Raw genomic sequence first — 21731 nt, forward strand, 5'->3', positions numbered from 1 at the left:
ACACCTAAAACTTCAGTTCTTTGATTGATAATTTATTATTATTTAGACATTCACTGAGAGTTGTTTCTTTTCCATCAAATAACAACTTCACTCTGTCGTCTATACAGTATTCCACGTTATCAATAGTCTCAATGTTTTTAGAGAAGGCACTGATAAGTTGTGAAATATCTAAATTTATCTGTGAAACATCACGTATTTCATCATCTGGTATGTTTGAATCAAGTTTTAGCATATTATTCAGATCACCGATGTGATAGTTTTCTTTTTTGTAATTGATTTTTAGAATCAATCTTGGAACTTGACCTACTTTTGATCTAGATATTAGGCTTTTTGTTCCATTCCACATTCCATCTAAAAGCAATTTTATGTCATCTTCCGTCAATCGTGTTTCTTTTGCAACATTTTCATTTATGATACCATAGAAACAAATAAGCGAATAAGGTAAAAAATCTTCTTCTCTGAAGGTTTTTTGTGATGCACCTTTTTTAGATGCAAATGCTCCAGTTCCTTTGAAATGTTTTGTAAAAACTTTATGCAATGAACGTCCTATTTTAAATTGTACGGGACCTGTGTGGGTAATTGAAGAACTTTTGTTTGTCTCTTTTTCAATTGGAAGTGTGACACCAAACAATCTGACATCAATACAATCTTTGAGAACATTTTCATCAATGATTTTTTTCATCTCTGCCAGACTAATATCTTTTTTATCTACAACCTTGCCATTTTCCTGCAAAAAGTCTTCAGCTCTGAGTTTTGCATCTTGGATATGACCCTCATCATCTTCAATTTCGCGAACGAATATCTCTTGTTCCTTATATCTATATAGGTAATCTCGAATTGTTCTTTTTAGTCTTACATCTGTAACAAGATTAATTCCAGTTTCTTCATCTATCCTAGGTTTATTCTCATCAAGAGGGTCACCATTGGGGTTCGAATCTTTTGCGTCATACAAAAATAATAATTCTGAACGATTTGAAATTACGTCACTCATCTGCATTCTCTCCTTGGTTCTTAAATAGATATGAAAGGTTCATTCCAAGAACATAATAGAAATTGATTTCATCTTTGGATATATTCCAGTTACTACCTGCTTGTAGCATATATTTTGAAATTAAAGTTTCAAGGTCTCGATAGTAATTCTTCCCATAGTCTTCAAGTTTATTTTGAATTTCAGGGAAGAGTTTCTTTACAAGCTTCTCATCTAGTTTTAAGCCATGTAACTTTGTTCTGAAAGGTGATGCTCCTCTGTCATGCCATTGAATATTCAAAAGATACTGTGTAAGAGTACCTTGTAAAAAAACAGCTCTTTTTGCAGGTTGGTTAAAAAAATCAGGAAACTCACTAAAAAGTAGATTTGCTTTTTCATCAATAGATGTATTACATTTATTTAAGATATTATCAAAATCTGTTCTCACTTTATTCTCTCCATTGAAATTGTCTAGCAGGTCTAGATAATTTAAATAATCTAGTAGTTGAAGGCCTCTGAGGGTAGAATCAATTGTACTTCTATCATTCACAAAGTCTCTCCTCACTTTGTCCACTATTTTTTTCACCAAAAAAGTATAACTAAGTGTCTTATTTGAAAAAATATTATTCACAATTTCCAAAAAATATTTAGTACCGTCTTGTTCTTGGTTACTAAATAAATACCATATATTACCAAATGTAAAGGAGAGTGAATGATTCTTTTTGTAAAGATTATTGAAAGTACTTTTCTTATCCACTATTTTTTTTATTTCAAACAATTTTCTTAATCTGGAAGGAAGAACATCTTCGACATAAAGTAGAATCCTAAAAGCAGCATTTGTTTTCTCAAAAAATAGAATATTGTTACTTATTGTGTTACTTTGATTTGAAAGAAGTTCAAATATCTCTTCTTCAGTTTCAGATAACAGTCTTCCATATTCTTTTTTGATGGTTAAATTTCCATCAAGTATATTTGCTCTATAATCCTCAAATACTTCATATATCTCATTGCTTCCATTTTGTTGGAGAAGTTTTGGGATTATATAATAATTTATACCATATGATTTGTACTTAAAGTATTCTTCTAAATACTGTTTTCCAGCCTCAAGAGCAAGAGAACATTTAAGGCATACTGGATAGTTTTTCCAAGATTCACTTCTATCAAATCCTCCACTGACAAATCCGGGCTTATCTACATTATAAAATTTATATGTAGTAACTAGTCCATATACTTCATCACTTTCATGATTGCATACTGAGCAAACTTGATTATGTCCTATGGAGTCAATTTTGTATGTAGCTGAGTGAGATAAGTTTTGAGAATAGTATTGTTCCACTATTTTTTTAAAAACATTGATGTCTCCTATATATTGAGGAGAGAGATTTGTAGTATTTATGATCAAAGTAATGATGGCATTTTCATTTTTTGCAAAATCACTACTTTTTTCAGTTAAATCATTTAAAATAATATCTTTGTTAATCTCCAAGCAGTCATATATGCTCCCAAGAAACTTTGATTCAACTTCTTCTATATCTAAATTCGTGTCATTGAGAACTTTTCTAAACCATGCAATTGTTTTGTTGTTCCATGTTTTATCTAACGTAGTAATTTTAGAAGTAGGGGACAAATCTGTCCCTCTAGAAGATCCGCCTTTATATAGGTACTTTTCCTTCTTTTCTTTACTATATTCTTCAAGCTGAATACCACCGTACGTGAATTCAGTTTCAGTTTCATTCAGAATTATTGCTAAAATATGCTTGTAAGTTGGAGATGATGCAGGGTCTTCAATTATAATTTCGATAGGATTCTCTGGATTTTTTTCATCTTTTTTTAGTGCATACTCTCCAATCTCTTTGATTGCTTCAATCACAACATTTCACCAATCCCTACAATGTCATTACGTTGAAAATTATTAATAAACGTTTCTATTTGTCTTTGAGTGTATGTTTATTATTGCTGTTGATAATAATATGAGGTTGGAATGTATATTCTACTTTAAATTCAGTAACATTTTTAGTAAAAATAGAATCAGCTGCCATTCAATTTCTCCAAACACCCATAAAAGGAGTAAAGTAACAAATATCCTTAGGATAGGGCACATAGGCGTTTTCCGTCCTCGCTGCCCTTGTGCTACTGCGGGCGGTGCACCGCCTTACATTGGTATTAGACGCACTGTCGTCCTCTGCTCCGGTAGGTGCTCGGACCACAGTGCTTCAAGATGGCTGGTACACCGATGCTCTCAGGTCCGCATCCGTGCAAAAGAAGTAATTCAAAAAACACGATACTTGTTTTTTAATTAGTTTTCACGATTTTTCTTAGATGATATGTTTCTGATAGTTGAAAAAGAAATCCTAAGATTTGTTATTTTTCTTTTTTAGTGAATTGTACAATCCAGCAGATATTGCCAAACTCACCCAAAAAGCATGTGGTCCAGTCATATTAAAGACACTGTGCATAATTGAGTACGCAATAATTAAAAAAAGAAAAAAACGTACATAGTCTCCGGCAGTATGTTCTGACATTAGATATTCTCCTGTTGGTATCGTTCAATAATATGCTGTATAGTTGAACTTAACTTTAGCATCTGAATTTAATGATTCAAAAACAATGTAATAAGTATCATAATTCGGAGCTTCGAATTTTATTTGTGTTTTTATTGAATTTCCCCTAAACTGATAATATTCAAATGTTCCATTAGATTCAAGCTGATTGAAGTTATTCGAATCTAAAAGATAAACGTCAATAGGCGTCCCTTCTGTTTCGACAAGCACATCTAATAAATCAGATTCTTCTAACTGAAAATAATAAGGTTGATAATACCCCTTCTCAATTACAAATTCATCTTCAAAAGAAAGTTCTTTATCTTTCTCAGAAGGATAACCAACAGAATATACACCAATTAATAGTACAGCTATAAGCAATATCGTTTTAAAATTCAACATACCACCCTGATAAATATGCTATTTCTGTAATTCATATTGTACACCATTTTCTTAATTACGTGCTGCATTCATCTACATGTATTACGTATGCATAAATATGCATACAATATATTAAAAGTTATGCAATATGAATAAAGCTGTTTATATTGATGTCAGTCTTATGAAAACCATGAAAGAAAGATCAAGTATATCCTTGGATACAACGCTTCTTGAATGGCTTGATTCAATGATTGAAGACAAAAAGATTTTTGCAAGTCGAAGCCATGGGATTGAATTTTCTCTCAAATTGCTTTCAACTCTTTCACCTGAAAACATAATGTTGTTGAGCTTGAAAGGTGACACGAAACCAATATTTTTGAGTCCAACTGTTTTACAGAAACTTGACTCAATAAAAGAATCTAAAGGTCTTGATTCCAGAGAAGATGCTATAAAATTTGTTTTAGCTACTTCTGATGTCTAGTTTTTATGGTTCATTTAGACAAAGAGCTTTTTCACTTTTTGGCAAGTTTTGTTTTTACCAAGGAATCAATTATATGAAAGTTTACTTATTTTTTCGAGTGCATATTTCTGGGTAATTTTTTCTTGCTCTAGACGATTATTAGTTTCTAAACCGCACAGATGATTGAATAATAAATGTTCTTCTGGAGTTAGATGTTCAAGTTCTGTTACGTCTGTGCATGCTCCTGTAACTACCAAATCCTCAAACTCTCTGAAAGTATCGAGATCCATCATACATGATTGTGTTTGGGGGAAATATCCTCTTATTTGAGACAAAATCTGGAAACCATGAGGATCAATATCTCCCCAATAAATGATTTGTTTCTCAGTCAGCCATTCTGCGCCTTTCAGGGTTCCTACTCCAAATCCTTTACCAAATATGGCTATAGAATCTTTCATTGACGGAAGGGTCAGGAAATTAAGGACATTGGTCTTATTTTCAAGAATAAATACTCTTTTACAAGGGATATCCAATTGATTAAATTGGCCTTGTGGAATACTAAGGTCATCAATACCACTAAAAAGGCTTTGAGCCGTCTCTGGATCGAGTATTCTGAGTCTTATCAAAGGTTCATCATACTTTAAGTTATAGCGTTTATTGAAATAGGATTCATCTTTGTTTACAAAATCTTCTATAAGGATATCAAGTAGAGGTTTGATAATGGCTGTGTTATCTTCAATGAATTTAGTGGATATATCCAGTGGAATCTCACGGATATAGATATTAGGTTGAGGATTTGCAAGGAAGTACTTACATACTTTAATTATGTCATCCCATTTACCAATATTATCAAGGATCTTCATAGGATGGGATTTTATCCATGGTAATAATTGAGGAAGGTCATCGGTTAGTTTTTGCACAACCCGTAAGAATCGCTTGTATTCGTTTTCTTTCCTGAAGAACTTGAGATAATCATCAAGGGTTTCAAAGAATATCTTATCAGGGAAGGATTGTGTACCTATTTTCTGGTCATTTCGCTGGATGAATTCTACTGTATAACCATATCCTTTATTTTCTTTCGATTCATCTATCAGAACTTCAATTTGATCCCGAATCAATGGAAAGTTATCAAGAGTATCTTTTGCTTTGACTTTACCAAATAGTATGAATACGGGAAATTCTGGTGTGCCACAAACTGAAGAGGCAAGAATTACCTTATATAATCGTAAAGCCTTTGTCCGAATCGTCTCAGGCTGGATTATCACATCATCACTTCCATTTGTATCCTTTCTTTATTTTCCTTATATTCTTGTATGGTCGTATTGAGGATCTTAGAATCATCAAAATGATCTGTATTTGATATGAGGTGGATAAAATTGACATAATCTGCAATGACATCAACGCTTTTTGATGGAGTCACGACTAATACTTGAAGATTCAATTCTTTAAATAGTTCAAAACCATATCGTATGGTTTCATCTGATGCTCTTGGGAAAGCTTCATCGAGTATGACGAAACGGAATGAATTGGATTCTGGATTGTTCCCTCCGGGTCCAAATCTATAAGCAAGGGCAGATGCTAAAATAGTACATGCTAGTTTTCCTTTCTGTCCACCAGATGAACCATCGGAATCACTATAACCACGGACAAAATGGTCATCTTCACATGAACGTTCTTCGCCTGCATAGGTTAACCAGTTCCTGACGTCTGTTACTATATTTGTCCAGTTATTAGTAGGAGTGTCTGTTGTTTTGAACTTGTCTAACAAGGCTTTGACTTTCTGAAACTTTTCTTCAGTATTATCATTCTGGGCAGCAAAGCTTCCTTCCAAACAACTTTTGAGTTCGTTCTGGAAATCTCTTATTTGCAGACTAGTTGTTTTTTCTGTTGTTAATTTGAAGTATGTATTGGGATTGTAATATAATCCACGAAGGTACTTGTTGATGACTTCTATGTCCTTTTTAATCCGATCTGCTCTGTAATAGAGTTCTTTGTGGAAGTTGGCGATTGAAGTATTCGTATCTTTTCGTAGTTTCTCTTCAAAGTCTTTTTCATGCTTTGGCAGGTTATCTTTCTTCAATTTAGCATAGATCTTACTATAAGCAGGAATGTCTAGCATATCTGTGCCTAGTTCAAATGTTTCTTCAGAATACGTTGTTTTGTAGGTAGCCATGTAAGACGCTATGTTGCCCTTTAACTCTCCTATCTTCCTTTCTTTTTTTGATATATCAGTGATTAGTTTTTCTTTTGTAGTTCGATGTATTTCATCTATTGACGGGAGAGATATGTCATGTCTTTTCAGATAAATTGAGACATCAGGTTTGTCTTCCTGTTCTTGGTATGGAGAATCCTCTAGTTCTTTTTTGCATTCTTCAAGTTCTATTTTTCTTACCCTAATGCTCTCTTCTTTAAGTGTGCCTTCACTCTCAAGTCGTTTTTTATCGTCTTCTAGGAGAGTAATGTCTTTAACTAATCCAGATAATCTTTCTCTTAGGGTTTTCAAGTGGTCTGAACTCTTTTCGAGTTCTATTATTTCTTTCTGGTATTGATCAATCATTTTAACTATTGATTGCCAGTCAATACTCTCAAAACGTTGAATATACAAGATACGATTGAGGATTTTTTCTGTTTCTTCTAGTTTTGTCTGTTCTGCTTTGGATTTGCTCTGCTCTTTGATACATTCTTGTATTTGTTGGAACAGATCTTCTTTTTGATTTTCAATTATTCTTATCTTTTCCTTATTATCCCAACCGAGAACGTAGTATTTTCTTTCTAAAATGCCACGTCGATCATCTTTTTCATGTCTTCCACCACTACCTTTTATTTGTCCTTTCATAGTGATTGCTTTTGTTTCCTTCTGGAAATCTTCCATAGTGTCACAGCAAATAAGGTCAAATTTCGTGATAAGTTCACTGTATATCCATCCATAGAACCTTGAATCAGTCTTGAGTTCTATTTTATCAATAACAAGATTTTCTTTGGTATCATTTCTTGTAAAAAGGTTGAACTTATCTGGAACTCTGAAATAGACAAGACGGCCTTTCAAATCTTTTTGATTGACGTATTCACTAATTGTCTTGTAATGTTCTTCTGGGACAAGGAGACTTAATCCAAAGTTATGGAGAAGTCTTTCGAGGGCTCCTTCCCATTTATTCTCGTCGGATTTGACTTTTATAAGTTCTCCTACAAAAGGCAGGGCTTCTACTCCTTCTATGGAACAATTCTTGAGAATATCAGCACGAACAGCTAGGTTTTTAGCTGGTATCTGGGTAGTCCTTGATTTCAACGACTTAAGTTCTTCTTCCAGTTTACCGAATTCTTTATCCATTTCCTTTTTATTGGAAAGGAGGTCACTTATTTCATCGGTGTGTTCATCCCGTTTTTCTTTTGTTAGTATTAATCGTTGTTCTACGGCATTGATTGTGTTTTTGAAAGCAGTTTCATTATAAGGAGGGGTTATTCCAACAGAAATACAGTCTTTGGCATAATCTTCTTGTTTATCTTTCTTTTCATTTTTCTCTGCTTCTAGTTCTTCAATATTAGCTTGTAATTGTTTTATTCTTTGACCGGCTTCATCATGCCCAATGGCAATTTTTATTTCTATTTCTTGGTCTCTTAACTGCTTCAATTCACTTTCTTTTTTCTTGATACTGATTGCAAGTTCAGCGAGAGCAGCTTCTGTGAATTCTATGAATTGAGTTAGAAAATCGTATTTTCTTTCTGCGAAGTAATAGGATAAGTATTTTTGACAAGCATATAATTGTTCTATTTCCAAAGTAACTGTTTCGTACTTTTTTATAGTTCCCATCATTGGTTCAAGCAATGCTATTTGTTTTTTATCTTTTTGGATGGATTCATATATATTTGTCAGATGCTTGTAACCATTCAACATCTCTTTAATCATATCTTTGAAATCAGTTTCTTCAAGCATATGATTCCGCATAAATGGAGTTAAATTATCGATATTTTTCATTGAAACGGTTTGGAAAAAGAGATCAAGTACCTTTTCAGACTTTATACCAAAGAATTGTTGATATGATAAACCATATTCTCGATATGAATCAAAAACAGAAGTATTGGGTAAATTATTGATGCGTTTTTTTAGGGCAAATATATCTATTTCATCATCTTTGAGGGCGAAGTGTTCTTGTATAGATAGTTCTTCTTTGGATGTGACAAAGAATTTTTTGACATTGCCGCTATCTACTGAAAATACCTGTGCTAATGTCATGCCTTTATTGAGACCTTTGTTATAGAAGTAGCACAACAAGACAGAGTAATTGCCTTCATCACGTAGGTTGACAGGTTTTGAATTATTATAATTGTCTTTTTCATTTGTGTAGCTTCCCAAGATGTAGGACTTGAGGGATCTTTCACCTTTCTTTGCGTCACCTGCTTGATTATATATTATTTTCTGAGGGGGAACAAGTAATGTGATTATTGCATCAACAAGTGTTGATTTTCCTGAACCATTGGTGCCGGTTATTAGTGAATTAAAGCCGTTGGGATTAATTGTCCAGAGTTTCTGGTTAAAAGTACCCCAATTGAATATTTCAAGTTGGTTCAGTCTGAAACCTTTCAGGTTATTATCATCCAGGTAATCAACTAATAGATTTTGAGTATTGGCATGTTCAGTCATCTGCATCATTTTCATTCTCCATGTCTTGTGCATGTTCTTGCAGTTTTTTCTGAATTTCATGTACAATTTCATTATCTATTAAAGCAAAAAGTATGGTTCTGATTTCGAATACATCTTTATCTGTACTTAATTCTCTTAAAAAACCATAATCTTTGGCCTTATTAATGAGGGTATTAATATCTTTTTCAATTTTAGCTTCATTAGAAGACGTTGGCATGTATGATTTCATCATGGTAACAATGGTCTTTCTGTCTATGGAACAAAAAGCAGAGTCATTGCCAGTTGTTCTCTGATCTTCATATAATCTCTCGACAAGGAGGACACAAAGCAGGGTCATGTGATAAGAAAGTGGCCTTTTACTGATTAAAGAAGGAAGAGGAGGTTCTGTTTGTTCGTCATATTTTTTTTGTCTGAGGAAGGCATATCCATCATCTTCGTGAACAAACAATTCAATACCTATACTTGAAAAGTAGTTTTTAAGGGCCGGTTTATACTGAATAAGATTATCCCATACAATTGCATCATTTTTGAATACATTTCCTTTGAGCAATTTTATTATTGATATGGCATAGGGTAGGTAATTATTGGTTTCAGTCATATTTAACTCCGGCAGAATATTATTTGAGGTATTTGGATTCGATATTGTTTTTGGGTTATCATGTTAGATATTATCATTATCTCCAAGAGGTCTTCATTGATGACGGTTTTTTCATTATTAGAAGCAATTTCTATATAGGCTAATAGTTCTTCCATGCCTCTTTTTATTGGAAATGTTTCTATGATGGCTTTTAGTGGAATCTGGGAAGTGTTTCCAAGGGAATCTTGTATTCTCTTTTCAATTTCTTTTTTATCAATATTGAATTGAGTATATAGTTCAGAAGCATTGGCATCATTAGGCAAACCAATTATTATTTCTTCTTTCCTTAGTTTTGTCGTTGTTTTTGGGATCCATAGTGGCCTGTTCATTATCATTTCGATTTCAGCTTTACTAGTAATCTCAAGGAAGTTTGTTTCAGTAGGCGGAGTATCTTTTATTTCAAATGCGATTGATTTGATATTATTGAGTAAATCCATTATCCTTTTGTTTTCCAGGTATGCTCTATTATCAAGGAACCTGCTTAGTTGTTCAGCGAGAGAATGATTTACTTTCTGTACTTTAGCTCCTGCTCTGCTGAGTTTAATTACCATATCTTCAAGAATAGAGTCCTGTTGTTTAATGTCCTCTATTTGCTGGATATCAAGAGTCATGTCTATTAGTTTTTCAAGCTCCTCTAATTGTTCTTGAGATTGAAGTAGGTTCCAGAAAGTTTCAAGGCTTTTTCCTTGATCGGAATTGCGGATATTGTCTTCAGATGAGAATACATCGTCTAATATCTCACCTTTTTGGACATTTTCCTGAATTAACTTTTTTCTGGTTTCCATGTCTAGAGAACGGAAATTGTACTCAATTTCCTTAAAATCTGTTAACATATCGTTTATGGTTTGACATGTATCAAAATAACGTTCTCTTATTTGTGTACCCGTTAATGTATTTGCGATACCGGCTTCAACTTTCTCTATTTCAAATTCTATCTCTTGTTTTTGTTTTTTGAGGTCTTTTAATCTTTCAGTTGAATCTTCGCTACTTTCGTAGGCCAGTTCTCTAAGAGTACTGATTATCTTAAGGAGACGGGATTCAGTTCCGACAAAATTTCTGGTTTCTATCAGGCTTTTTACCCAATCAAGTGCTTTTTCTGTGTAGTGTGTAAGTTCAAGGATAATCATATCGTCTGATGAATAATGAGAACCCAAAAATCCGGAATTTGTCCACTCATTAATATATTCTGCCGGTGTTCTGTGATATAAATCTATATCTTCTTGTTGATTTAAAAAATAGATATAATTCGAAAGATTTGATTCAAGGTTATCTTTTGATATTTCAAGAATATTATTCTCTTTAAATTGCTGATATAGAAAACTAATAATCAATGGACTATTATTGGCATTTAATAACCTGAAAGATGGATGATTATCTTTTAGGTTTTTTATTTTATAATGATCCATTTGTTTATCTCCTGTGTAAACTGGTTTTCAGGGAGTTTATTGTAAGTTATATTTTGTGAAACTATTTTATCAGTTTTGTAGAGTATTACAGTAAATTACATTAATTTCTAAAATTATCTACTACTATGCAGAAATTACATCATTAAATTAATGGTAATCTTTTAGGTGTCATAAAGTCCAAAGCCAGATGTGATACATATCCGATTACCAGAAATCCAACCATAAACATTTTTGCGGAATCAGCACTGTTCAACAAATAGTAACTAAGAAGAATAGTTAGTATTAATACCAAGATAGAATGAAAAAAAGCCCTATGATTTGGGTTTCTAGCAGGCTCTATTATATCTGGCAATATAGATCCTATAGCCGAAAGTGCTATTGCCACAAAGATTGATAATGGACCTGACACAAAATCATTTTGACCATGTAGTATGCTAAGAGTTATTATTCCAACTATGATACCAACTGTGAAATGAACATAAAAATTGGGCATTAAATCACCTTCTTCTCTTTTTAGGCATTTCTATGTGAAAGGTAGTTCCTTTTCTTTGAGCTGCGCTTCTTCGAAATGTGGATTGTTGTTGTTTATCAGTATATAGGGAGCTTTCAGTTTCCACTTCAATCAATTTTCGTCTGTTACCTTTTGTGGCCTCGATATCTGGTATCCTTTTATCTTTTCCAATTGGAGTTGGCTTCTTAAATCCTAGTATATCTGCTTTAACAGAATAACCGCTTTTTTTCAGTTTGTTTGCATGTTCTCGGACACATTTGTCATGTTCTGACTGATTTGTTCTTTTTCTCTGAGCCATAATTTACCTCACATACTTAAAAGAGCTAATTATACTTAAATTTAATGTTTAATTGATTATGTGTATGTTAATACAAAATGTTATATTGAATTAAATATAATGTTCAATCATGGAAAAAGCAAAGATGTTCACGCATCTAGTACCTGTTGGTTTCTCACCTGAAAAATTGATAGAAAGCATCAAACAATTCCCAGTTCATAAGATTATCATCCTGACTCACAAAGGTGATAAAGAACATAAAATGGTACAACCTGCAGTAGAAAGCATCAAGAAAGCTTTTGAAGGCTTTGAAGTAGATGACATAATAATAGAAAGAGAGAACATTTTGGAAGCTTCCCTTGAGATGCTGGATATAATCGAAACTGAGGTAAAGGAAGGAAGTACAGTTAAGATTAATATATCGGGTGGCCTTAGAAACGTCGGAATATCAGCATACATTGTTTCACTTGTAAGTAACATCCAAATCTATAGTGATATTCCTGAATACACTGGTAAAGGGACATATCGTCTGAAAGGTATACTTGATATCCCTCTATTCCCTATCAAAGACCTTGCCAAAGAACAGATGAGCATACTTGAGAAACTAGAAGATGGCGTCGAGTCAGTTGATGACTTGATTTCCAGATTAAAACCTGAACTTGAAAAAGGAACAATTGATTTTGGCAATGAGAGATCACGCCTTAGTCACCATATTAAGAAATTAACTAATGCAGGTTTCATTGAGACTGAAAAGATTAGTAAGAACCTTGAAATCAGGAAAAGTAAGTTAGGTGAGATTTATCTGAAAGGAAGGGAGATTAAGGAATTATCGAAAAATATGGTTAGTGATAGGTAGGAATAATTTAAATAATATCCTTAAATAGCTCCGGTTTTTCAGTGTGTATAGGAATCAATATGTCTGGATTGATTTTCTTTATCATTTCTTTTAATTCCTCACTACTGGCATGACCTGATGCATGAACGGTTTCATGATGTATATCAAAGTGTTCAAGCCAGTTCATCTTTCTTTTTTCATCAAGTTCCATTTCATCACAAAACGGATCACATGATGATTTTATCCATAAGCCATTAGTGGGTTTAATGTCTGCTAGTTGGTTGATTTCCCACTGGCTCATTGAAAGAACGTAATCTTTCTGTGACTCTCTAATTTTATCAAGAGTAATGGAATTTGTCTGGTTTATAAAATTACGCTCCCATTTATCATAGTCTTGAGCAACCTGAGCTTTTTCTATTCCAATTTTACTTATCAATCCCCAGGTCTTTTTCGGATTGAGGATCTTCACATCATCTAAGCAGAATGGACAATAGGAGTCAAGTGATTCCACAAGGTAGGCAAGCTTCAAAGGTATCACGAAGTCCCTTTCATTTTCCTGAGCAGCTTTGAAAATACTATTTACCCTGTCTATATCTCTAACGGGATGTTCTACGAAAACTGGTCCTTCACAGTTATATATGAGTTCACTCATCTTCTTCTGAACTTCCGCCTCACTATCTTTCATTTCACTGTCTACACGTGTCCCTTCACACAACATCCATTTTGGAGAAGACTCCCGGGCTTTCTCTACAAATTCCCTACTTAAGTGTCCATGAGATCCATGGAATCGAATATCACCAGTGTATACAATGTTCCCCTCATCAGTATAAATTATAAATCCACACGCTCCGGGTAGTGAATGATCTACCGGGAACATCTCTACTTCAATATTGCCAATTGAGACCCTTTCATTTATTTCCATTACCTGAAAGTTTCTTTTATGGATATACTCTTTATGAATTCGTTTTACTCTTGTCAGGCCACCATCCTTTTTAAGAGTGAATTTGAATGATTCACAGGCATCAATAAAATCTGAAAATGTGTTACTTCCTGTTTCTTGAATACATCCTAGTATTATTTTCGTGGCTTGGGTGCAATAAATAGGAATATCCCATCTAAGGAAGTGTATATATTGTGCGTGATCTGCATGTGCATGCGATAGAAAAACAGCATCTATAGATCTTTCTTCCATAGACCTATCCATATGTGCGAGGTAATCTTCCCTATAAATTCCTTGTAAATCAGGTAATAAGCCAAATTCAAAGAAATCACCTAGTCCTGAACACTTCCGTGGGTTCAGGAATTCAGAGAAGAAAAGACCATTCTGCTTAAAGCTCATCCCAAAATCTAGGAATATCCTTGTTCCCTTATGCTCAATCAGTATTTTGTTGCCACCAATTTCTCCATCTCCGCCAAGAACCTCAATAGAAACCATTGACCCACCTTTTTTCCAAACTTCAAATTTGATTTTTACCTATAGCATTAACATTAAAAATATCCTTTATACTATTTAGAATATAGTTTGCTTTAATGTCAGCCCTAACAACCTATTCACGCAACATAACGCTGGACATTTGCCGAGATGACTTACTGTTAATAAATATAAAATACTGATAACCGTGTTTTCTAGAATATTAGAAAACATTTAGAACTGAACTGACATGTACCTTTTTTGATTTGAGTATTTCTAAATGGCTTAACAATCAGTACATTATTGCTTAATTGAGTTCTATTAAATTCCGCATCATTCTTATTAAACTCAATACTTTGCCCCATAATTCTGCAAAAATAATCATCGTTCGAGACAACATGTAATATTTTATTGACTCACATCTTTGCTTCGATATAGGGGGATTTTATAGATTCCAAATTGTCATTTTCTAAAAGTTGTAAATTCAGTTTACAATCATTAAACTTAAAATCAAAACTAGAATACAAAGTTACAATTAGAAAGTGATATATGCAAAGATAATTAATTTTTAATGTCAATATGAACAAGGATTCAAACCATGGATGAAAATGAAAACTTCCTCAAAGAACTCGATAGTAAACTATGGACATCTGCAGATAAATTACGTTCTAATCTGGATGCTGCAGTCTACAAGCATGTAGTTTTAGGCCTTGTTTTTCTTAAGTATGTCTCTGATGCGTTTGAAGAAAGAAAAAAAGAGCTTCAGGAACAATTCAGAGATTCTGAGCATGAATATTATCTGGGTGGAGATGAGGAGTTAGAAGCTGAAGAGCTGGAGATCAGGGATTACTATACAGAGAAGAATGTCTTCTGGGTTCCTGCTCTGGCACGCTGGGATACGTTGCAAAGCTGTGCCAAGCTCCCTTCCGGTACAGAGGTTCCTATCAAGAATGGGAAAACTGAGATTTATAAGATGGTAAGTGTGGGTAGGCTTCTTGATGATGCAATGGATGCTATCGAGAAAGACAATCCGAAGCTTAAAGGTGTGTTGACTAAGGATTATGCCCGTCTTCAAATTGACTCCTCCAAACTTGGAGAATTAATTGATCTTATTGCTACTATTCCTTTTATTCATGAAACTCTAAAGGCAAAAGATATTCTTGGTCACGTTTACGAGTATTTCCTCGGTCAGTTTGCAAGTGCTGAAGGTAAGAAGGGTGGACAGTATTACACTCCAAAGTCAATAGTCACTCTTATTGTTGAAATGCTAGAACCCTTCCAGGGTAGGGTCTATGACCCTGCTTGTGGTTCAGGTGGTTTCTTTGTTCAGTCTGAGCGTTTTGTAGAGGAACATGGTGGACGCATTGGACAATTATCCATATATGGGCAGGAATCAAACCCTACAACCTGGCGACTTGCATGTATGAATATGGTCATCCGGGGTATGGATTTTGATTTTGGGAAGGAACCAGCTGATACATTCTCACGTGACCAGCATCCGGATCTTCGTGCAAATTACATAATGACTAATCCTCCTTTTAATATGAAGGAATGGGGTGGTGACCAGCTGAAGGAAGATCCTCGCTGGAAATATGGTATTCCTCCGGCCAGTAATGCGAATTTTGCATGGATGCAGCATATGATCTATCATCTTGCACCAAATGGCAGTATGGCATTGCTGCTTGCCAATGGTTCTATGAGTTCCAATACCAATAATGAGGGTGAGATTCGCAAATCTATTATTGAGGCTGATCTGGTGGAGTGCATGGTAGCACTTCCCGGACAGCTTTTCACTAACACCCAGATTCCTGCATGTATCTGGTTCCTGACCCGTAACAAGGAGGCTTATAATGGAAGCCGGGAACGTAAGGAAGAAGTACTGTTCATTGATGCACGTGATCTTGGATATATGAAGGACCGCGTACTACGTGATTTCGACTATGATAAGGATATTCTTCGTATAGCTAACACTTTCCATGCCTGGAAAAAGAGAGAAGGTTATGAGGATGAACCGGGATTCTGCAAGTCTGCTACGCTGGATGATATCCTTAAGCATGGCTATGTACTCACTCCGGGTCGTTATGTTGGTGCTGCTGTACAGGAAGATGATGGTGAGCCTTTCAATGAGAAAATGGAAAGGCTGACAAAGGAACTAGAATTGCAGTTTGAAGAGAGTGCAAAGCTTGAGGAAGAGATCCGTAAGAACCTGAAGGGACTTGGCTATGGCAGTTGATATGATACCTGCGGATTATGAGTTTCTTCTGGAAGATTTGAAGAAACGAATAAGAGATTCACGTGTGCATGCTGCACTTAGTGTTAATCGTGAGCTGATAATACTCTACTGGCATATTGGGAGAACGATTCTTGAACGTCAGGATCAGGAAGGATGGGGTTCGAAGATTATAGATCGCCTGGCAGATGACCTGAGAAAAGAGTTTCCTGATATGAAAGGCCTGTCCAGAGCCAACCTGTTCTATATGCGGGCTTTTGCAGATGCTTATCCTGATATGCCAATTGTCCAACAGCTTGTTGGACAATTACCATGGGGGCATAATGTGGCCCTTATCACGAAGGTAAAGGATCCTGCTTTACGTGAATGGTATGCTGGTGCCTGTATTGAGAATGGCTGGAGCCGTGCGGTATTGATTGCCCAGATCGAGTCTTCTCTTCACTTGAGACAGGGTGCTGCACAGAGCAATTTTACACACACACTGCCTGCAACACAATCCGAGCTTGCACAACAGATGCTCAAAGATCCATATAATTTCGATTTTCTCACACTGCATGATAAGGCTCTGGAACGTGACCTGCAGAAAGGCTTGCTGGAGCATCTGAAGGAATTCATGCTGGAACTTGGCGTAGGTTTTGCCTTTGTTGGAAACGAATACCACCTTGAGGTCGCAAGAGAGGATTTCTACCTCGATCTGCTCTTCTATCATCTAAAATTGCGTTGCTTCGTGGTTGTTGAGCTGAAGATGACCGAATTTAAACCGGAACATGCCGGGAAGATCAATTTTTACCTATCTGCTGTGGATGATATACTTCGCCATCCACAAGACAATCCCACCATCGGTATTCTGCTCTGCAAAAGCAAGAACCGTGTGATTGTAGAGTATTCTCTACGTGATGTGCACAAACCACTTGGTGTGGCTGAGTATACACTTGCCCAGTCTCTGCCTGATGATCTGAAAGGTAATCTGCCGACGATTGAGGAGCTGGAGAAGGAACTGGGCGAGTTGGAGGAGGTGAGTAGGGATGAGTAAGTGGCCAATGATGTCCTTAAGTGAAGCAGGAATACAACTTTTTGATTGTGATCATAAAACCCCCGCTCCAGCCGAAATGGGATTCCCTTATATTGCAATTCCACAAATCAAAGAAGGACGTATTGATCTTACAAATGTTCGTTATATCTCTCAGGAAGACTTTGTTAAATGGACTAAAAAAACATGTCCACAACCATGGGATGTAATACTTAGTAGACGGTGTAATCCTGGAGAAACTGCATATGTGCCTCATGAGCTCAAATGTGCTTTAGGTCAAAATCTAGTTATTTTAAGATCAAATGGTAGTAAAGTAGTTCCTGAATTCCTTCGCTGGTTAGTTCGTGGTCCTTACTGGAACGAACAAGTTCAGACTTACCTTAATGTAGGGGCAGTTTTTGACAGTCTTAAATGTCGAGATATTCCTAATTTCAGATTGCCAATTCCGCCACTTCCAGAACAGCGTGCCATCGCCCGCGTCCTCGGCACTCTGGATGATAAAATTGAACTCAATCACCGGATGAATGAAACGCTGGAAGCCATGGCACGGGCTATCTTCAAGTCGTTGTTTGTGGATTTTGAGCCAGTGCATGCAAAGGCTGAAGGTAGGGATACGGGGCTGCCGGAGGAGATTGCTGAGCTATTCCCAGATAGTTTTGAGGAGACTGAGTTAGGTGAGGTGCCGAAGGGGTGGAATGTATGCTGCATTGGAGATCTTGCAGAAGTAGTAGGCGGTAGTACTCCAAGTACAAAAGAACCTACCTATTGGAATGGTGGAATTTACTATTGGACTACACCTAAAGATCTTTCGTCACTTAGTATTCCAGTTCTACTTAATACTGAGAGATTAATAACGGATGCTGGTCTATCAAAAATTAGTTCAGGATTATTGCCAAAGGGTACGGTTCTTCTTTCGTCACGTGCACCGATTGGTTATCTTGCAGTTACTGAAGTTCCGGTTGCTATTAATCAAGGATTTATAGCAATGAAACCTAAGAAAGGTGTTTCAAATCTGTTTATTCTTTTATGGGCTAGTTCTGCTCATGAAGATATTCTGAGTAGGGCAAACGGCTCTACTTTTCTCGAAATCAGTAAATCTAATTTTCGTCCAATACCAGTAATCACGCCGAAAGCTGATGTTATGGCCACTTTTGATAAGTTTGTTCGTCCTCTTTATGACAAAATCGTCAAATGCGAAAGAGAATCACAAAATCTCACTGAACTTCGTGACACATTACTGCCCAAGTTTATTACTGGTGAAGTACAAGTTAATGTCAAATGTAAAGGAGAAAAATATGTCTGACTATCCCCGTGGTTCTGAATGGAGAAAATGGGATCTCCATGTTCACACTCCTGCATCGCTTTTTCATAATTACCCAGGAACTGATCCTTGGGATGACTTTTTAACGGATCTTGAAAATTTACCTCCAGAGTTTAAGGTTATTGGTATTAATGATTATTTATTTATAGATGGATACGAGCGAGTGCTAGAAGAGAAAGCAAAAGGACGCTTAGCAAACATTGATTTGATTTTACCAGTAATTGAGTTACGACTTGACAAATTTGGTGGTAGTTCTAGTCATCTCAGCAGGGTCAATTATCATATTATCTTTTCAGATGAAGTTTCTCCAGAAAAAATAAAAAATCATTTTCTTAATGCTTTAAGCAGTAAGTATGATTTACTACCACAACACACTAACATTAAAAAAAATGCAAGGTGGGCAGCAACACTCAATAGAGAGAGTCTTGAAGAATTAGGACAAATGATCATTGATTCTGTTCCTGATTCAGAACGTGTTAATTTTAGCACTCCTCTAAATGAAGGCTTTAATAATCTGTGTTTTAGTTTGGATTCTATAAAAGCAATTCTTGATTCTCACATATTTGAAGGCAAATACCTAACTGCAGTGGGCAAAACAGAATGGGCTGACATAAAGTGGAATGATCATTCAATAGCAGATAAAAAGAACATAATAAATGGAGCTAACTTAGTATTCATTTCTGCCGAAAATCCCGATGCATGGAACCAAGCTAAAGAGTCATTGGTAAACGGGGGTGTGAATTCTTGTCTTCTTGACTGCAGTGATGCTCATACTCTTAGTACAGAAGACATCAAAGACAAAATCGGCAAATGTTTTACCTGGATAAAAGCAGATCCTACATTTAAAGGTCTTCAGCAACTCCTGAATGAACCAGATGGTCGTATTTTTGTAGGTGATAAACCACCAGCGATTTCACATATCGAACAAAATTCAAGCAAGTACATAAGTGAAATGAAATTCCAAAGGACCGATAAAGCTAAAAAAGAGGAAGTCTGGTTTTCTACAGATGTTGTTCTGAATCCTGGTCTCGTTGCAATAATAGGGAATAAAGGTAGTGGGAAGAGTGCATTGGCAGATGTTCTTGCTCTCCTTGGAAATACGCATGCAAATTCCTCTTTTTCGTTCCTAAATAAAAGTAGGTTCTTAGCTCCAAAAAGTATGCTAGGACACATGTTTATTTCTTCGATTACTTGGCTATCAGGTAATGAACATTCATTACCGTTAAGCAGTCGTGTTTCTGAAACTTCCGTAGAACTTGTAAAATACATTCCACAAAATTATCTTGAAATAATCTGTTCAGATCTTAAAGATACAAAAGAAACCCAATTCTATAGTGAGTTGATGGAAGTAATCTATTCTCATGTGAGTAATGAAGAGCGCCTTGGAAAAGAAACGTTACCAGAACTAATTGACTACCTAACAGATGAAAAAAGAGACTTAATTTCTCAGCTTGAAGATGAACTTGGCGCTATAAATTCTAGTATTGTTTCCTATGAAAATCAATGTACTGAGGAATACAAGAAAAACCTTGAGTCTCAACTAAAACAACGTATTACAGATTTAGATGCTCATGATAAAGCAAAACCATTGGAAATTAAAGGACCGGAAGCTGATCCTCAAACACAAGAAGCAATGAGAACTCTTACCAATGACCTTGCAAAGTTACAAGAACAGTTTAAGTTGGTAGAAAGTCAAATTTCTTTAAAGCACGAAGTACAGCGAAAAGCAGCAATGAAGATTGCTGCTGCTGACAAATTACTTTCTCGAATAGAAAACCTTGACAGGCAAGTGAAAAACTTTTGCAAAGACAGTTCTGAAGATGGCAGTGTCCTTGGACTAAATCTAAAAGATATTATTCATTATAAGGTTTCCAGCCAGAAAGTGTTAGATGTAAGGGAAAAGTCGGAAGAAGAGATATCACAAGTAAAAGCTTCATTAGATTCTAATAAAGCGGGTTCATTAGAGTATCAATTGAAATCAATTAAAGAAGATATAACAACTAAACATAAACAATTAGATGAACCAAACAGAATATTTCAAACTTATCTCACGCAGTTATCAGAGTGGAATAAAAATCGAGAAATAATGCTAGGTTCTCCTGATATTCCAACTTCAATCAAAGGTTTAGAAGCAAAATTAAGCTCATTGTCAGATTTACCTACACATATTCAAGAACTTAAAATGGATAGAACTAAACTGGTTGCTGAAATTTTTACTGCAAAGAATGACCTTCTTGAAGAATACAGCAAGCTTTATTCACCAGTACAAGATTTCATCAATCAGCATCCAATCTCTAAAAAGCATGGAGCTCTTCAATTTTCCGCATCTATAATGGTCGATGGATTTGTGGATAAATTATTAAGTATGATTCACAAGGGGAAAAAGGGAAGCTTTATGGGAGATAAAGAAGGTAGGGAAATCCTCAAAGAATTAGTCTCTAGTAATGATTTTACTACAGAAGAAGGTGTTCAAGCTTTTCTTATGAGTATTCAAGAGCATCTTGACTATGATAAACGAGATCATAAAAAAGAACCTGTGAATTTACGTGAACAACTTCTAAATATTTCTGCAAATGACTTTTATAGTTACTTATATGGCCTTAGCTACCTTGTACCAAGGTTTGAACTTATGTGGCACGGCAAACCTCTTGATCAACTATCACCTGGTGAAAGAGGTAACTTACTACTTCTTTTCTATTTACTAATAGACAAAAGGAATATTCCTCTTATTATTGATCAGCCAGAAGAAAATCTGGATAATCAAACTATAATAAATATGTTAGTTCCTGCAATCAAGGAAGCAAAGGAACGCAGACAAATTATTATTGTTACTCATAATCCTAACCTTGCAGTGGTGTGTGATGCTGACCAAATAATCCATTCTCAATTAGATAAAACAAATGGAAACAAAATAGTCTATACTACAGGCTCGATTGAAAATCCTACAATAACAAAGATGATAGTGGATGTTTTAGAGGGAACAAAACCGGCATTTGATTTGCGTGATGCTAAGTATGATATTTTAGAGAGATGAGAATGAACTCATTTTCAACGATTTCTCATTAAGAAATAAATGTATGCAAGCA

16 protein-coding genes are annotated in these 21731 nt (G+C 35.3%); 6 read left to right on the plus strand and 10 right to left on the minus strand.

Annotated features, from left to right (window positions below; translation table 11 throughout):
• Positions 1–4 precede the first annotated feature (4 nt).
• The 3 genes from cas7b to V7O61_RS03225 form a co-directional block, all read right to left on the minus strand.
• Positions 5–991 (minus strand): type I-B CRISPR-associated protein Cas7/Csh2, encoded by a 987-nt coding sequence (cas7b, locus tag V7O61_RS03215; RefSeq protein WP_091711034.1) that lies wholly within the window; start codon positions 989–991, stop codon positions 5–7.
• On the minus strand, positions 984–2837 hold the full coding sequence (locus V7O61_RS03220; RefSeq protein ID WP_407282738.1) for a TIGR02556 family CRISPR-associated protein: 1854 nt from the start codon (positions 2835–2837) through the stop codon (positions 984–986). Before V7O61_RS03220 ends, cas7b begins: the two co-directional genes overlap by 8 nt.
• Before the next feature lie 676 nt (positions 2838–3513).
• Complete coding sequence (locus tag V7O61_RS03225) at positions 3514–3909, minus strand: PPC domain-containing protein (protein ID WP_407282737.1); 396 nt, start codon at positions 3907–3909, stop codon at positions 3514–3516.
• A gap of 127 nt (positions 3910–4036) precedes the next feature.
• Here V7O61_RS03225 and V7O61_RS03230 point away from each other — a divergent pair, with 127 nt between their 5' ends.
• The gene (locus tag V7O61_RS03230; RefSeq protein ID WP_407282736.1) at positions 4037–4369 is read left to right on the plus strand and encodes a hypothetical protein; all 333 of its coding nucleotides are present in this window, start codon (positions 4037–4039) and stop codon (positions 4367–4369) included.
• A 65-nt stretch (positions 4370–4434) separates the two neighbouring features.
• Here the strand turns inward: V7O61_RS03230 and V7O61_RS03235 are convergent, their stop codons facing one another.
• From V7O61_RS03235 to V7O61_RS03260, 6 genes are all read right to left on the minus strand, one after another.
• Entirely contained in the window at positions 4435–5613 is a 1179-nt protein-coding gene (locus tag V7O61_RS03235; RefSeq protein ID WP_407282735.1) for a Wadjet anti-phage system protein JetD domain-containing protein, read from the minus strand.
• Positions 5610–8996, minus strand: a complete 3387-nt coding sequence (locus V7O61_RS03240; protein ID WP_407282734.1) for an ATP-binding protein — start codon at positions 8994–8996, stop codon at positions 5610–5612. The genes V7O61_RS03235 and V7O61_RS03240 overlap by 4 nt, the downstream gene beginning before the upstream one ends.
• Positions 8980–9585, minus strand: a complete 606-nt coding sequence (locus V7O61_RS03245; RefSeq protein WP_407282733.1) for a DUF4194 domain-containing protein — start codon at positions 9583–9585, stop codon at positions 8980–8982. The genes V7O61_RS03240 and V7O61_RS03245 overlap by 17 nt, the downstream gene beginning before the upstream one ends.
• Before the next feature lie 2 nt (positions 9586–9587).
• A complete protein-coding gene (locus V7O61_RS03250) occupies positions 9588–11030 on the minus strand; it encodes a DUF3375 domain-containing protein (protein WP_407282732.1) in 1443 nt (480 codons plus the stop codon).
• A 142-nt stretch (positions 11031–11172) separates the two neighbouring features.
• Complete coding sequence (locus V7O61_RS03255; RefSeq protein ID WP_407282731.1) at positions 11173–11523, minus strand: metal-dependent hydrolase; 351 nt, start codon at positions 11521–11523, stop codon at positions 11173–11175.
• A 4-nt stretch (positions 11524–11527) separates the two neighbouring features.
• On the minus strand, positions 11528–11839 hold the full coding sequence (locus V7O61_RS03260; RefSeq protein ID WP_407282730.1) for a hypothetical protein: 312 nt from the start codon (positions 11837–11839) through the stop codon (positions 11528–11530).
• Between the two features lie 109 nt (positions 11840–11948).
• Here V7O61_RS03260 and V7O61_RS03265 point away from each other — a divergent pair, with 109 nt between their 5' ends.
• A complete protein-coding gene (locus V7O61_RS03265; protein ID WP_407282729.1) occupies positions 11949–12674 on the plus strand; it encodes a DUF6293 family protein in 726 nt (241 codons plus the stop codon).
• A 7-nt stretch (positions 12675–12681) separates the two neighbouring features.
• Here V7O61_RS03265 and V7O61_RS03270 read toward each other — a convergent pair whose 3' ends face one another.
• Positions 12682–14088, minus strand: coding sequence for an MBL fold metallo-hydrolase RNA specificity domain-containing protein (locus V7O61_RS03270; protein WP_407282728.1), 1407 nt, complete (start codon positions 14086–14088; stop codon positions 12682–12684).
• A gap of 574 nt (positions 14089–14662) precedes the next feature.
• On the opposite strand from V7O61_RS03270, the gene V7O61_RS03275 reads away from it, so the two are divergent.
• From V7O61_RS03275 to V7O61_RS03290, 4 genes are read left to right on the plus strand one after another with little or no spacing between them, the layout of a single operon-like run.
• Positions 14663–16297: a type I restriction-modification system subunit M gene (locus V7O61_RS03275; RefSeq protein ID WP_407282727.1), complete on the plus strand. Its 1635-nt coding sequence runs from the start codon at positions 14663–14665 to the stop codon at positions 16295–16297.
• Positions 16287–17327, plus strand: coding sequence for a YhcG family protein (locus tag V7O61_RS03280; RefSeq protein WP_407282726.1), 1041 nt, complete (start codon positions 16287–16289; stop codon positions 17325–17327). The genes V7O61_RS03275 and V7O61_RS03280 overlap by 11 nt, the downstream gene beginning before the upstream one ends.
• Positions 17320–18627, plus strand: coding sequence for a restriction endonuclease subunit S (locus V7O61_RS03285; RefSeq protein ID WP_407282725.1), 1308 nt, complete (start codon positions 17320–17322; stop codon positions 18625–18627). The genes V7O61_RS03280 and V7O61_RS03285 overlap by 8 nt, the downstream gene beginning before the upstream one ends.
• A complete protein-coding gene (locus V7O61_RS03290) occupies positions 18620–21679 on the plus strand; it encodes a TrlF family AAA-like ATPase (RefSeq protein WP_407282724.1) in 3060 nt (1019 codons plus the stop codon). The genes V7O61_RS03285 and V7O61_RS03290 overlap by 8 nt, the downstream gene beginning before the upstream one ends.
• Positions 21680–21731 lie beyond the last annotated feature (52 nt).

The organism is Methanolobus sp. WCC1, assembly GCF_045690315.1.
GTDB classification, from domain to species: domain Archaea; phylum Halobacteriota; class Methanosarcinia; order Methanosarcinales; family Methanosarcinaceae; genus Methanolobus; species Methanolobus tindarius.

Bases quoted from the DNA above. Each gene is read 5' to 3' on its own strand.
- cas7b (WP_091711034.1), bottom strand. From the start codon at position 991: ATGAGTGACGTAATTTCAAATCGTTCAGAATTATTATTTTTGTATGAC.
- V7O61_RS03225 (WP_407282737.1), bottom strand. From the start codon at position 3,909: ATGTTGAATTTTAAAACGATATTGCTTATAGCTGTACTATTAATTGGT.
- V7O61_RS03230 (WP_407282736.1), top strand. From the start codon at position 4,037: ATGAATAAAGCTGTTTATATTGATGTCAGTCTTATGAAAACCATGAAA.
- V7O61_RS03240 (WP_407282734.1), bottom strand. From the start codon at position 8,996: ATGATGCAGATGACTGAACATGCCAATACTCAAAATCTATTAGTTGAT.
- V7O61_RS03245 (WP_407282733.1), bottom strand. From the start codon at position 9,585: ATGACTGAAACCAATAATTACCTACCCTATGCCATATCAATAATAAAA.
- V7O61_RS03250 (WP_407282732.1), bottom strand. From the start codon at position 11,030: ATGGATCATTATAAAATAAAAAACCTAAAAGATAATCATCCATCTTTC.
- V7O61_RS03255 (WP_407282731.1), bottom strand. From the start codon at position 11,523: ATGCCCAATTTTTATGTTCATTTCACAGTTGGTATCATAGTTGGAATA.
- V7O61_RS03260 (WP_407282730.1), bottom strand. From the start codon at position 11,839: ATGGCTCAGAGAAAAAGAACAAATCAGTCAGAACATGACAAATGTGTC.
- V7O61_RS03265 (WP_407282729.1), top strand. From the start codon at position 11,949: ATGGAAAAAGCAAAGATGTTCACGCATCTAGTACCTGTTGGTTTCTCA.
- V7O61_RS03270 (WP_407282728.1), bottom strand. From the start codon at position 14,088: ATGGTTTCTATTGAGGTTCTTGGCGGAGATGGAGAAATTGGTGGCAAC.
- V7O61_RS03275 (WP_407282727.1), top strand. From the start codon at position 14,663: ATGGATGAAAATGAAAACTTCCTCAAAGAACTCGATAGTAAACTATGG.
- V7O61_RS03280 (WP_407282726.1), top strand. From the start codon at position 16,287: ATGGCAGTTGATATGATACCTGCGGATTATGAGTTTCTTCTGGAAGAT.
- V7O61_RS03285 (WP_407282725.1), top strand. From the start codon at position 17,320: ATGAGTAAGTGGCCAATGATGTCCTTAAGTGAAGCAGGAATACAACTT.
- V7O61_RS03290 (WP_407282724.1), top strand. From the start codon at position 18,620: ATGTCTGACTATCCCCGTGGTTCTGAATGGAGAAAATGGGATCTCCAT.